At 47.3% G+C, this 12,992-nt stretch carries 12 protein-coding genes; 3 read left to right on the top strand and 9 right to left on the bottom strand.

The features are described 5' to 3' along the window. Positions 1 to 166 precede the first annotated feature (166 nt). On the top strand, positions 167 to 901 hold the full coding sequence (locus R6242_RS05345) for a YoaK family protein (RefSeq protein WP_293936465.1): 735 nt from the start codon (positions 167 to 169) through the stop codon (positions 899 to 901). Here R6242_RS05345 and R6242_RS05340 read toward each other — a convergent pair. From R6242_RS05340 to R6242_RS05300, 9 genes are all read right to left on the bottom strand, one after another. Next, entirely contained in the window at positions 898 to 2,001 is a 1,104-nt protein-coding gene (locus R6242_RS05340) for a quaternary amine ABC transporter ATP-binding protein (protein WP_318424696.1), read from the bottom strand. The two genes, R6242_RS05345 and R6242_RS05340, sit on opposite strands and share 4 nt — an antisense overlap. Next, the gene (locus R6242_RS05335; RefSeq protein ID WP_318424693.1) at positions 1,998 to 2,822 is read right to left on the bottom strand and encodes an ABC transporter permease subunit; all 825 of its coding nucleotides are present in this window, start codon (positions 2,820 to 2,822) and stop codon (positions 1,998 to 2,000) included. The genes R6242_RS05340 and R6242_RS05335 overlap by 4 nt, the downstream gene beginning before the upstream one ends. A 60-nt stretch (positions 2,823 to 2,882) precedes the next feature. Then, positions 2,883 to 3,821 (bottom strand): choline ABC transporter substrate-binding protein, encoded by a 939-nt coding sequence (locus R6242_RS05330; protein WP_318424691.1) that lies wholly within the window; start codon positions 3,819 to 3,821, stop codon positions 2,883 to 2,885. Further along, positions 3,818 to 3,988, bottom strand: a complete 171-nt coding sequence (locus tag R6242_RS05325) for a hypothetical protein (RefSeq protein WP_318424689.1) — start codon at positions 3,986 to 3,988, stop codon at positions 3,818 to 3,820. Before R6242_RS05325 ends, R6242_RS05330 begins: the two co-directional genes overlap by 4 nt. 154 nt (positions 3,989 to 4,142) lie before the next feature. Next, complete coding sequence (locus tag R6242_RS05320; protein WP_318424686.1) at positions 4,143 to 5,252, bottom strand: VanZ family protein; 1,110 nt, start codon at positions 5,250 to 5,252, stop codon at positions 4,143 to 4,145. 36 nt (positions 5,253 to 5,288) lie between these two features. Further along, positions 5,289 to 6,347 carry a spermidine/putrescine ABC transporter substrate-binding protein gene (locus R6242_RS05315; protein WP_318424682.1) on the bottom strand — a complete coding sequence of 353 codons (1,059 nt, stop codon included), beginning with the start codon at positions 6,345 to 6,347 and terminating at the stop codon, positions 5,289 to 5,291. Positions 6,348 to 6,508: 161 nt separating this feature from the next. Continuing rightward, on the bottom strand, positions 6,509 to 7,282 hold the full coding sequence (locus tag R6242_RS05310) for an ABC transporter permease (RefSeq protein ID WP_318424680.1): 774 nt from the start codon (positions 7,280 to 7,282) through the stop codon (positions 6,509 to 6,511). After that, entirely contained in the window at positions 7,279 to 8,208 is a 930-nt protein-coding gene (locus tag R6242_RS05305) for an ABC transporter permease (RefSeq protein ID WP_318424677.1), read from the bottom strand. The genes R6242_RS05310 and R6242_RS05305 overlap by 4 nt, the downstream gene beginning before the upstream one ends. Before the next feature lie 8 nt (positions 8,209 to 8,216). Then, on the bottom strand, positions 8,217 to 9,386 hold the full coding sequence (locus R6242_RS05300; protein ID WP_318424675.1) for an ABC transporter ATP-binding protein: 1,170 nt from the start codon (positions 9,384 to 9,386) through the stop codon (positions 8,217 to 8,219). A gap of 683 nt (positions 9,387 to 10,069) precedes the next feature. Here R6242_RS05300 and R6242_RS05295 point away from each other — a divergent pair. Further along, positions 10,070 to 11,407, top strand: coding sequence for an HD-GYP domain-containing protein (locus tag R6242_RS05295; RefSeq protein ID WP_318424672.1), 1,338 nt, complete (start codon positions 10,070 to 10,072; stop codon positions 11,405 to 11,407). Beyond that, positions 11,404 to 12,963 (top strand): putative bifunctional diguanylate cyclase/phosphodiesterase, encoded by a 1,560-nt coding sequence (locus R6242_RS05290; RefSeq protein ID WP_293934778.1) that lies wholly within the window; start codon positions 11,404 to 11,406, stop codon positions 12,961 to 12,963. Before R6242_RS05295 ends, R6242_RS05290 begins: the two co-directional genes overlap by 4 nt. The last annotated feature ends 29 nt before the right edge of the window (positions 12,964 to 12,992 follow it).

Raw genomic sequence — 12,992 nt, 5'->3', positions numbered from 1 at the left:
ATTAAGAAGAAATATTAAATAACTTATATATAACAAAACACGCTATAGACTAATTGGCCCTAGCGTACTTTCCCTTAAAAAATTAGTAAGCAAGGGTAATGTTGGCAAAATGCCAATGATATAAAAGCGAGTACAATCAAGGCTTCGCAAGCACTTGTGAGCCGTCATGCCCTTTCGCTATCTTCGCGGGCTAACCGCCCCAGAGCGTACCGAACGCAGTAATTTTCACCTTGGTATCACCCTATGTTTTGTTGCGGGGGCAACCAATGCAGGTGGTTTTTTGGCGGTTGGGCAATACACATCGCATATGACGGGGATTCTTTCTGGGCTTGCGGATAACTGGGTATTGGGCAATATCTCTTTGATGTTTGGGGCACTGGCCAGCGTGCTGATGTTTATGGCCGGCGCCATCACCTCTTCCCTCTTGATTAACTGGGCGCGCCGCCGTGGTAGACGCAGCCTGTACGCCCTACCACTATTACTAGAGTCATTACTCTTGCTGTGCTTTGGTTTATTGGGCGCCCAGCTTGATTCGCACTCAAACAGCCTAGTTCCGCTCACGGTGCTGCTGCTTTGCTACATCATGGGGCTGCAAAACGCCATCATTACTAAGATTTCTAAGGCGGTGATTCGTACCACCCACCTGACCGGCTTGATTACCGATATCAGTATTGAATTAGGGCGGCTTTTTTATTGGAACCGTAATTCTAATGCCCCTAATGAGGTAAAAGTTTTATGTGATCGCAAACATTTAAAAGTGCAATCCAGCTTGGTATTAGCCTTCTTATGTGGTGCGATCTCGGGGGCCTATGGTTTTAATCATCTGGGCTTTAGCTCCACCATTTTTTTAGCGCTGATCTTAGCAATTCTTTCTATAGGCCCAATGGTTGAAGATTTTTAAGCAGCTTGGCCTAAAATAGCCCGTGACATTTCCGCCCCAGATAAACGCCCCACCATCTGGCCATTATGGGCCAAGATTAATTCGCAGCCCGTTTGGGCGTACACCGCAAAGGCCTCTCGCAGGCGAATATCCGCATCCACCACCGTTGGCTTAGCGCCTAGCAAGGCCAGTGGTTCTTCTGCATACCAGTATTGCAAATTGGGCGATAAAACCGCCCCTTCAAGCGCCAGCGCTTCTAGATTAGGCCGCATCACGCTTGCGGCAGAAAGCACGTTTAATGGATTACTATGCTGCACAAATTGGCGCACATACTCATCAGCGGGCTGAAACATAATGTCTTGTGGCCGGCCATTTTGCACAATCTGCCCATCACGCAAGATGGCAATATGCGAGCCTAGCTTTAAGGCTTCATCCATATCATGGCTAACAAACACAATGGTTTTATGCAGCTCTTTTTGCAAGCTTAATAATTCATCCTGCAATTGATTGCGGATCAAAGGATCAAGCGCCGAGAAAGGCTCATCCATCAATAAGATATCGCTCTCTACCACCAAAGCGCGTGCCAAGCCCACCCTTTGCTGCATTCCACCCGACAACTCGGCGGGCAGAGCATGCCGCCTACGTGCTAGGCCCACTTGATCTAGCACTTTATTGACGCGGCACTGGCTTTCTTTAGCGCTTAATTGCAAAGCATGCAGGCCAAAAGTGACGTTTTCTTCTACCGTTAGCCAAGGCATCAGAGCAAAATTTTGAAACACCATGGCAATACCACGGCTACGCACTTCGCGTAGCTGCTTAGCTGAGCAGTGCGCCATATCCACGTCTACCCCCCCGCAGCGCACCGTCAGTTGGCCACGGCTAACGGGGTTTAAGCCATTAATGGCACGCAATAAGCTGGATTTGCCTGAGCCAGATAAGCCCATCAATACGCAGATCTCCCCCTCTTCTACCCGCAAGCACACATCCCGCACCGCAACCAACTGCCCAGTGCGATCAAAAATATCGTCTCGGGATAACGCTTGATCCATCAGCGCAAAAGCACTTGCAGGCTGAGCACCAAACACTTCATCAACATGCTCAAAACAAATAGCACTCATCATGACTCCCTTAAGCGAGACTGGCACAGCCTATCCAGCACCATCGCCAGTAAAACAATCGATAAACCGGCTTCAAAACCCAGCGCCATATCGGCGGTATTTAATGCCCGAACAATAGGCTGCCCTAGCCCCTCCGCTCCCACCAAAGCAGCAATCACCACCATCGATAATGACAACATAATGCATTGGGTTAAGCCCGCAGCAATGCTGGGCATAGCCGCAGGTAATTCAACGCGCCAGAGGCGTGCAAAAGGTGAGTAGCCAAAGGCTTTACCCGCTTCAAGCAGGGGAGAAGGCACATCGCGTAAGCCCAGATAAGTCAGCCGCACAGGTGCAGGCAGGGCAAAGATAATGGTTGAAACAAGGGCAGGTACAATGCCTAAGCCGAACAACATTAAGGTGGGAATCAGATAGACAAAGGTTGGAATCGTCTGCATTAAATCTAACAAGGGCTGCAGCAGCCTATACACCCAAGGCCGGTGTGCGGCCACAATCCCAAGCGGCACGCCAATTAACATACAAATAGAAGTAGCGAGCGCCACTTGCACCAGCGTCTGCAGCGTCGCGGCACGGTAGCCCAGATTATCAATCAACAACAGCGCCAGCGCCGCAAGCAAGGCCAAGCCCCAACGTCGTCGCAAGCGATAAATCAAACCGCTCAGTACAAACACCAGCAGCAGTGGTGGGCACTCGATCAAAGCTCGGCTTAGCCCTTGCACCAAGGCCTCTAGCCCATCACTCAACATAGCCAAGCCGCCAGCGGCGGGCCCAATCATCCAAGCCACGCCTTCCGCTACCCACTGGCCTAGCGGCAATTTATCCACAATATGCTTCCTTATTTATTCAGCTAGCCTAGCGACCAAGCCGCTAGGCCGCACGGCAGATTAGCTTTTCAACCAAGCCTTAACCACAGGTAAAGCGGGCTGGCCACTAAAGCTATTTACGCCATCTAGCCAAGCGCTCCATTGCTCAGGGTTTTGGTTTAACCACTGGCGCGCAGCCAGCTTAGCATCCTGTTTTTTATCGAGGATTTGCCCCATTAGCTGGTTTTCTAGATCGGTACTGAACGCAATATTTTTAAGTAGGCGGCCCACATTCGTGCATTGCTTAGTGTAAGCCGCTCTGGTGGTGGTATGCACCGTTGCACCGCCCAAATTGGGGCCAAAGTAGGCGTCACCGCCTTCCAAATAGCGCAGCTTTAAATTGCGATTCATGGGGTGTGGCTCCCAGCCTAAAAACACCACCCACTGTTGTTTAACCGCCGCTCGCTTCACTTGGGTGAGCATGCCTGCCTCGCTGGATTCAATCAGCTTAAAATCCTGCAAGCCAAAGGCTTTATCTTTAATCATGTTGGCAATCAAGCGATTACCATCGTTGCCCGCCTCAATGCCATAAATGCGCTTAGCAAATCGGTCAGAATATTTAGCAATATCAGAAAAGTGGTGCACCCCCGTCTGATACACGTATTCCGGTACGGCCAAGGTGTATTTAGCCCCAGTTAAATTAACCCGCACGCTTTCAACGCTGCCATTTTTTAAATAGGGCTCGATATCGTTTTTCATAGTGGGCATCCAATTCCCCAGAAAAACATCGATGTCTTTGCTTTGCATGGCGCGAAACGTCACCGGCACCGAGAGCATTTTCACTTCGCTCTGATAGCCCAAGGCGCTCAATACTTCGCCGGTGAGTGCCGTGGTCGCGCTCACATCGGTCCAGCCTACATCGGCAAAGCGAACGGTTTTACACGCCACAGGCTCGATGGCATGGCTGCTAAACGCCGCCAAGAGTAGCGCGCTGGGGTAAAATCTCAGTAAGCGGATCATTGCGCTGACCCTGAGCAAATACGGCGGAATAGTTTTTTGAGCAACGGCAACAGCTCAGGCACCGCTCCTGCAGAATTCACGCTAAAACGTGAAACAAAGCGCACAGGGGCAGCATTAGGCACATCTTCACGGCGGGTGGGCACCATAGAACCGTAGAGCAGACTCATCGCAAACCTTCCTTAAAGGGAAATGGATATGCGTATCCTAGAGTTGCCGCCGTAAAAATGAGGTAAAGAAAAGAAAGCTAGATGTAAAAATATAATAAAAATGCACAAGGATTAGCAGAATCTAGTTGTTGATACCCAAGTAAAGCTTCAAGCACTACCAAGACTCTTCGCGCGGAGGGCGAGCGGCTAGCCATAGTAGCAAGGCAATTGCGCCATAAGGCCATAGATCACTAATCACCGCAGATAGACCATTAAAATGCAAGAGATGGCCGTAGTGCCAGCGAAACAGCGGCAGAGTTGCCGCTAGCTGCGGCACTAAAGGCCAAAACCAACCGATCACCAAGGTGGCCACCAAGGCGAGCGCCCCTAGTAAGGCTCTTAGGCTACGATTTAAACGCCATAGCAGCAGCAAAGCCAGCGTGCCTAATAAGCCACCCACGAAGATATTTAAATTAAGCCAAGCAAAAAACTGTGCGGGCTTAAGTAAGATCCCTGCAAACCCAAGCTTAAGTAATAAAGCCGCCAGCAGGGTAAAGCGAATCGCGGCGGGGCTTTGCCGAGTATGGCGCACCAATACAGATACAAATAAAGCGATCCCTAAAAAGTGCAGCATCATGCCCCCACCTTCTAAGAGGCGCAAAAATAGCTTGGCGTTTTCCATTGGCGATTCAAACGGCTGCGGCAAACCGGGTGACTCAACCACCACCCCTAAAAAGGGTTGGGATGGATCCATCTGGGTGATAAACCACAGCACCAACCAAGTAACACCCCACTCCACCGCAGGCCCAGGGGCAAACCAAGCATGCCGAGCCGCCAAGCAGCGTGTTTGCCAATAACGATTACCTAAAATCATCGCTAACAGCACGCCCAAAAAAGCGCCAAAGCTATTGCTTAAAATATCTAAATTTGATGCCACTCGGCCAGGCAAAAACTGCTGGGTGAATTCCACAGTACAAGATAAAAACATCCCCGAAAGCACCGCCAGCAACGGCCCTAGACGATTATTCTTTAATGAAATGGCCAAACTAAAGCCCAGCGGCATATAGGCCAGCACATTGATGCTGTTATCAAAAAAAGTAAAATAGTAAGGTAGAGGATAGGTATAGAAAGCCCAAATTGGCTCCCCAGTAAAACGCCAGCCAGTAAAGGGATACAGGCTCACCACCAAAATCACCAGCACGCTGCAAAAAAACACGTAGCGTGGCACCCTCGTTGGGGTAATGCGACGGGCCAAGTAGCTGATATTGAAGGATGTATTTCGCATTGAGTAAGGAGGGCCCAAGCCCCCCTATCGTCTTCTTTATTTAGAGGTTTTAATTTGCGTCCACAAACGGCTTAAATCACGGCGCTGTTTAGCATCCAATGGCTTGAGCTGCTGCAGTTTTTTTAAAGCGGCTTCATCAGGAAATACCGCAGTATTCTTTTTTATTTCAGCGTGTACAAACGGTGCTGCAGCCGAATTAGGATTCCCCGTGCCCACCATATTGGTCAGCTCGCTCGAGTTTTTCCCTTCCATCATAAAGTTGATAAATTTCAGCGCCAAATCAGGCCGAGGCGCTGATTTAAGCATCATCATATTATCCACCGACAGGGTGTTCCCTTCTTTTTGCAAACCATAGCTCACGGTAAAGGCACGCTTCACTGTTTTAGCGTCTGCAGCCGCTTGGAACATATCGCTAGAATAGCCGTGTGCTACCCAGATATTACCCAGCGTTAATTCCTTAATATAACTTTGCGAATTAAACGCAGCCCAAAATGGCTTGGCTTTGATAATGGTTTCTTGGGCTTTTTTCCACTCGGCGGGATTGGTCGAGTTGGCAGAAAAACCGTTATACATTAAGGATGCGGCAAATAACTCATTCGCATCATCCAATACGGTTACTTTGCCTTTTATTTTTGCCAAAATAGCGGTATCAAAAATCACAGCCCAAGAATTAGGCTCAATACCTAGCTCTTTTAGCTTGGTTTGATTAAATCCCAGCAAGGTGGTGGTAAACGAATAAGGCAGAGAGAATTTATTACCCGGATCAAACTGGCTATTTAAAAAAGCTGGATTCACATTTTTAATATTAGGGAGTTTACTTTTATCTAGCGGCTGCACCATGCCTTGTTTAATCAAAGGCGGCATTGCAAAGCCAGTGGGCACAACCACATCGTAGCCCTTAGCACCGGCGGACAGCTTAGCCAGCATTTCTTCCATTGCACCGTAATAATCTTGCACCACACGGCATTTACAGTCTGCTTCGAAGCGTTTTACCGTTTCTGGCGCAATATAGTTGTTCCAGTTGTAAACGTGGAGCACTTCTTCAGCCTGTGCCATATTGGCAGCCAGTAGCAGCGTGAATAATAATTTCTTCATGTCTCAAACACTCCAAAGCGGTTGAATAAAAAGACAGTGCGATTATGCCCTAAATTTTAAGGCACTCTAAAAACAAGAAACCCTTGTGCTAGATATCTATGTTTTTAGATACAAAATAATGCTGCGCTTGGGATTGCCCATCAATACCAAGCGCTTACTGACTATTTAGCGCGTAAAGCGCTTGGGGCTACTTTGCTGGCAATCAAAATCAGGGCAAGGGTTAACAGCATTAATAAGGTTGAAATCGCATTCACCTCGGGTGTTACCGCAATTCTAATCATTGAATAAATTTGCAATGGCAAGGTAGATGCGCCCGCACCTGCCGTAAAGAAGGTAATCACAAAATCATCAATAGATAATGTAAACGCCATCAATGCACCTGCAATAATGCCAGGCATAATCAAAGGCATTGTAATCAGCCTAAATGCCTGTATCGGCGTAGCGCCTAAATCACGCGCCGCTTCTATCAAGGATTCATCCATGCCTTGCAAACGGGAGCGCACCACAATAGCCACAAAACCAATACAAAAAGCAATATGCGCTAAGGTAACGGAAAACAATCCCAAAGTCATATTAAGCATAACAAAAAACATCAGCAGCGATACGCCCATTAATATTTCTGGGATGGCAATCGGAGTCAGTACCAAAACAGGTAAAAGCCGCAGCTTATATTTGTACATGGCTACGCCTGCCAAGGTACCAAATATGGTGGAAAAAAAACTAGTAATCACGCCAATTAATAATGAATTACGGGCGGCCACCAGCATTTGCTCATCATTAAACAAAATGCGATACCACTTAAAGGTAAAACCTACCCATTCTGCATTAAGCCGCGAATCATTAAATGAATACATCACTACAATAATCAGCGGCAAATATAAAAAGGCGTAGGTAAACAGCGCCGCAAACCATAGCCATTTGTTTTGCTTAGTCATGATTTTTTTCTCCCACGGCTAATCAAGGTCGCTAAGGATGCTAATAGCAATACGCTGGCCGTGAGCATAATTGATAAGGTAGAGCCAAATGGCCAGTCACGGCTATCTAAGAACTGCTGCTTAATTAAATTACCCACCATAATGCCATCAGTGCCGCCCACCAAATCAGGCACGGCAAACATCCCTAGTGCGGGGATAAACACCAAAGCGGCCCCTGCCCAAACACCTGGCAGTGATAATGGCCAAGTAATGCGCCAGAAGCGTTGCCAAGCAGATGCGCCCAAATCTTGAGCCGCATCTAATAGCGCCATATCGTGCTTTTCTAAATTGGCATACAGCGGTAATACCATAAATGGCAAATGCACATAGACCAGCACCACAATCACCGCAAAATGAGTAAATAGAAACTGCTGAGGGCCAATGCCAAACCACGCTAATACGCTATTTACCGTCATAGCAAAATAACCCTGCGGCCCTAGAATAATCATCCACGCATACACGCGGATCAAAAAATTACTCCAAAACGGCAAAATCACTAATAGCACTAATAAATCACGGTATTTCTTTGGGCTACGGGCAATTAACCACGCCAATGGGTAAGCCAAAATAATACAAAACAGAGTGGTTAAGCCAGCATACCAAAACGACTTAATAAATAGCTCAACATAAACGCCGTCTTCAAAAAAACGTGTGAAGTTTTCTAAGGTCAGAAACTCGCGCCAATTTTGCCAATTAATCAGTAGCTCGCGCGCGCCAGTATCTGGGTTGATATCTACCAGCGGCATTAGGCCGCCATATTCGCCAGGGAAACGAAACGCTGAAAAAATCATCATCAGCGTTGGCACGGCAAAAAAGATCAGCAAATATAAGAGTGGCGGGCCAGAGATCAGCCATTTGGCGAGGCTAGGTGGTTTTACTTTCGACATATCGCCCCCTAAGCCAGCAAGAAGTGGCCAGCGTCATAACGCCAAGCCAGCTCTACTGCATCGTTATCATCAAAAAACTTAGCTCGGCCTGCGGCAGAATTAGGCAGCATGGCCTCAACCAGCACGCCATTATCTAATTTCACGATGTAAATGGTGACATCCCCAAGGTAGAGGCAGTTTTCAACCGTCCCTTTAAAGTGCACTTCATTTGCATCGGTATTATCTAAGCTGGCCGCCAATTTGATTTTTTCAGGGCGCAAGCTGAGCGTACCCTGCTGCCCCACCACCGCCCCAGCAACCGGCAAGGTTTCAGCAATACCTACACCGGCAATTTCGACCTGCATACGCTCATTGCTAATGGATTTGATCGTGGCATCCAGCAAATTACATTGGCCAATAAAATCAGCCACAAAGCGGCTTTTGGGGTAGCTATAAATGGTTTCTGGCGCATCCAGCTGCTCTACTTGGCCCTTATTCATCACCGCAATCCGGTGTGATAAAGCTAAAGCCTCGCCTTGATCGTGGGTGACATACACAAAGGTTACGCCAACTTCTTTTTGCAGCGTAATCAATTCCATTTGCATTTGTTCACGCAGCTTGGCATCCAGTGCAGAGAGCGGCTCATCCAGCAGCAAGAGACGTGGGCGGTTCACGAGGGAGCGAGCAATAGCAACGCGCTGGCGCTGACCACCTGATAATTCATGCGGAAAACGGTGGGCAAATTCTTGCAAACGCACGTCTTCTAGGATTTCGGCCACGCGGGATTTAATCTCTGCGAGCGAAACTTTGGCCATTTTCAGAGGGAAGGCAATATTGTCGCTCACGCTCATATGCGGAAATAGCGCGTAATTCTGAAATACCGTGTGCACGGGGCGTTTTTCTGGCGGTACATTCGACATATCTTTGCCATCGAGCAAAATTGCACCAGAATCTGGCTGCTCAAAACCGGCCAGCATCCGTAATAAAGTAGTTTTGCCACAGCCCGAGGGGCCAAGCAGGGTAAAGAATTCACCGGCTTCCACCGACAAGTTCACATGATTAACAGCAGTGAAATCGCCGAAAGTTTTTACGACGTCACGGATCTCCAGCAGGGCCATAGTCTTCTCACAAAAAAACGGTCGCCATTTTAACAAAAACATCGCGGTGGTGTTGGTTTTATAGCCTATTGCCAAATGCACATATCGAGGCCTGCAAACGATTAGCTACAAAGGATACGCCTTGGTAATAATTGCTTGTTTCCAAAGCAGTTAAGGCGGCGCATATTAGGGTCTGTTATTTTAGTGCTGCTCAGCATACCCGCTAAAATTAGTGCATGAGCCATGCCTAAAAGGATGCCCTAGGGCAATCGGCAGCTTGTTTTTGACTGAAACAACGCAAGTAAACGTTTACCCCACTCAAAACGCAAAAATCAATAAAAAATATCTATAGACTTTACTCAGGAACAGTGTGCAGTAGCCTGGGAGGCGTTCTCTGTAGTGCATAGCGGATATTTTATGTACTTCGTAAACATCAGTTAATCAGCAAAATAATAAAAAAGCTAAATCAACGCCTCCAAATCCATTGATAACATGATTTATACTATTTTTGAGCTACTCACTTTAAGTACATTTTGCCATTGGCGATCCCAAAGACTCGCACCATAATGCTATTGACATGGGAGGCAACAAAATAGGCAGAACACGAATCAAATAGTTCGTACCTAATGTAAATACCTTACAATAGTGTTTTAATTACGTTTAAAAAAATCTATTACTTACAAAGCATATAATTACCAGCAATAAAAGAACAGTCATTAGTTTTGTAAAAAACAACATTAAATCCGCACTTAGCCATCTGACTTAGCAATAAAAGACATTATCAATTGGAAACACGCCTACCCGTATCAGCGCTACAAGCTGATTTATTTATTAGCGAGCTTGATCGCCCTTGGATTGACACGCCTTTTTTAATTGAAGGTTTTTTGCTAGAGAGCGCTGAGCAGCTCGAGCAACTCAAAGAATACTGCCAGTTCGTGACAGTAGATATCGAGCGATCTACGGGAGGAGTAGCGCGCTGGGGCTTTTTGACCGAAAAGAAATTTAGCGCCCTGCCCCTCTTGCCGCATATTCAATATCAAACGGTAGAAATCAAAGAACAGATCACGCTGCTCAAAGAATTACGCCAACTGTTTGCCAAGTGGTCGCAAAACAAAGCAGCTGCTGCGAATGCGCCCTATGTTGAGCCGCAAATCATTATTTATGCGGATAGCCGGCCAATCAAACAAGAGCTACAGCAAGCTAAAACCATCCACCGCTCTGCCAGCGACATTATTGCTAACGCCATGGCCGAAATCAGCCGAGATTTACAACCACGTGCAGAGGCAATCAACACCGTGGTCAGTGAAATGGTGGATTCGATTATTCGTAATCCCAGCGCACTGCTTTGGCTTTCCCAGCTAAAAAACGCCAACAGCTACACCTATGAGCATGCTTTAGATAGTGCGGTCTATATGCTGGCTTTTGGCCGGCACTTAGGCTATCCCCGCGAAGATTTACACACCTTGGGCTTTGCCGGCTTTATGCTTGATATTGGCAAAATGAAATTGCCCAAAACACTATTACAGCACCACGGCTCGTACTCACCAGGTGAGTTTTCTATGATGAAAACCCATGTCTGGCATGGCTTAGATATTTTAAATCAGATTAAAGATGTACCACTCGATGTTTACGATATGGTGGCCCGCCATCATGAGCGCTTAGATGGCAGTGGCTATCCTATCGGCTTAAAAGGCGAAGAAATCGGGCTATTTTCTAGCATGGCCGGCATTGTGGATTGCTTTACCGCCATGACCAGCGATCGCGCCCATGCCGAAACCAAAACATCACATGCAGCATTACAATTGCTTTATAAATGGAGCGATAAATACTTTCATCCCGCCTTGGTAGAGCAATTTGCCCAATGCATTGGTGTTTTTCCGGTGGGTGCACTGGTTGAGCTGAGTAGTGGTGATATTGGGATTGTGGCAGGGCAAAATCGCAGCAGGCGACTCAAGCCCAAGGTATTACTCATTTTAGGACCAGATAAACGCCCACATGCTCGGCCTAGCCTGCTAGATTTAATGATGAATCCAGCCAGCAGTAGCGGGCAAGAAATTAGCATTCGTAAAGAATGGCCGCAGGGGAGTTTTAATATTAATCCACAAGAGTATTTTCAAGGATGAACACCTCGCCCTTAGCCGCAAGCAGCGATCTAGCCCTGCTCGCCAGCTATCAACTAGATACACAAACGTCTTTAAGCCAAGCCCTAAGTAGACTCATCCAAACACATTGCCAAGAAAAACCACAAGATGACACGCTATACGATGCTTACTTTCAGGCCCTAACTAGGGGAGAAACCATCGATATTTGGCCACAACTCAGCCCGCACGGCCTTAGCCAAGCCACTTTAATGCTCTTAAGCTGGCGAGAACAATTACTGCCCCATTTGCCTGCCGAGGCTGAAGCGCTTATTAATCGCCTAAGCCTTACCGAGCTAAAAAAAGCTCACCAGCAGCTACAAACACGCACACCATTACAGGCAGATTCCCCCGCGCAAGGCTTAGAAAACGCCAAATTGCATACCCAAGCAGAGCGAAATATTGGCCTACTATTCATAGAAACTGGCCATTATGAATCGCTAAGAATCAGTGCTATACAACTACAAAATGAAATGCTACGCCCGCAAGATAAGCTCTATCCTATTGAGGGTGGCGTGTTAATGATTTTGCCCAATATGTTAGGCGAAGGGCACGCATTTTTAGCCGCCAATCGCGCGCAATCCTTGCTAAACCAAGCCTTTACAGAAAGCGCAGTTAGCCCTCGAATCGGCATTGCTCTATGGCCTTTGCATGGCACTAGCCTAAGACAATTAATCCATTGCGCCAAAGCCGCAGCCAAGCAATGCAGCAATGAAGAACCGGCGGTTTACCAAGCCGAGCGTGATATCCAAGGCCTGCTACTTGCAAAACTAGAAAAACCCCTGCGTGAAGCACTGGCAAGTAATCGCTTTTATCTGGTCTTTCAGCCGCAAGTGCAGCCGCTTAGCAGCGGTGTGTTGTACAAAGGGGCCGAAGCACTACTACGCTGGCAAGACGATAAACTAGGCTATGTGCGCCCCGATGAGGCGGTACTCGTGGCCGAGCAACTAGGGCTCATGCCACAGCTCACCCGCTGGGTGATCCATGCGGCTTTGCGCGAGTTCTCCCTACTCAGCCAAGCGGGTCTAAAAGGCAGTTTAAGTATTAATCTAACCCCATCTAATCTACTAGATTCGCGCTTAGCCCAAGAGGTAGAAAACGCACTTAGCCTGTGGAATATCCCTGGCAACCGTATTATTTTTGAGATTACCGAATCCGCCGCGATTGAGGATTTAGAAGCTACCATCAGCAGCTTGTATGCGCTTAAAAAGCTAGGCTGTAAGCTGGCCCTTGATGACTTTGGCACGGGTTATGCCTCGCTTTCTTATTTAAAACGCCTACCCATTGATGAGCTAAAGATCGACCAAAGCTTTATTCGCACCATTACCCAATCCGACACCGACGCGCATATCGTAGAAAGCGTAATTAATCTAGCGCATAAACTGAATTTAAGCGTGGTGGCCGAGGGGGTAGAAGATCTTGCCACGCTAGAAAAAATGATCTCCTACGATTGCAATCTGATTCAAGGCTATTATTTTAGCTGCCCACTCGCGCCAAATGACTTACTGCAATATTATCTAGACTTGCAGCCAAAGCAGTAAACTATTTTCCTGATTATGTCTCTTGCTCA

This window comes from Iodobacter sp. CM08 (assembly GCF_033446605.1).
GTDB lineage: Bacteria > Pseudomonadota > Gammaproteobacteria > Burkholderiales > Chitinibacteraceae > Iodobacter.
Note: the sequence above shows the minus strand (reverse complement) of the source record. Positions and strands in the feature narration are given on the sequence as shown.

Excerpts from the sequence above, each read along its gene's own strand:
- R6242_RS05290 (WP_293934778.1), top strand. The coding sequence starts at position 11,404 with ATGAACACCTCGCCCTTAGCCGCAAGCAGCGATCTAGCCCTGCTCGCC.
- R6242_RS05345 (WP_293936465.1), top strand. The coding sequence starts at position 167 with ATGCCCTTTCGCTATCTTCGCGGGCTAACCGCCCCAGAGCGTACCGAA.
- R6242_RS05340 (WP_318424696.1), bottom strand. The coding sequence starts at position 2,001 with ATGATGAGTGCTATTTGTTTTGAGCATGTTGATGAAGTGTTTGGTGCT.
- R6242_RS05330 (WP_318424691.1), bottom strand. The coding sequence starts at position 3,821 with ATGATCCGCTTACTGAGATTTTACCCCAGCGCGCTACTCTTGGCGGCG.
- R6242_RS05315 (WP_318424682.1), bottom strand. The coding sequence starts at position 6,347 with ATGAAGAAATTATTATTCACGCTGCTACTGGCTGCCAATATGGCACAG.
- R6242_RS05325 (WP_318424689.1), bottom strand. The coding sequence starts at position 3,988 with ATGAGTCTGCTCTACGGTTCTATGGTGCCCACCCGCCGTGAAGATGTG.
- R6242_RS05310 (WP_318424680.1), bottom strand. The coding sequence starts at position 7,282 with ATGACTAAGCAAAACAAATGGCTATGGTTTGCGGCGCTGTTTACCTAC.
- R6242_RS05305 (WP_318424677.1), bottom strand. The coding sequence starts at position 8,208 with ATGTCGAAAGTAAAACCACCTAGCCTCGCCAAATGGCTGATCTCTGGC.
- R6242_RS05320 (WP_318424686.1), bottom strand. The coding sequence starts at position 5,252 with ATGCGAAATACATCCTTCAATATCAGCTACTTGGCCCGTCGCATTACC.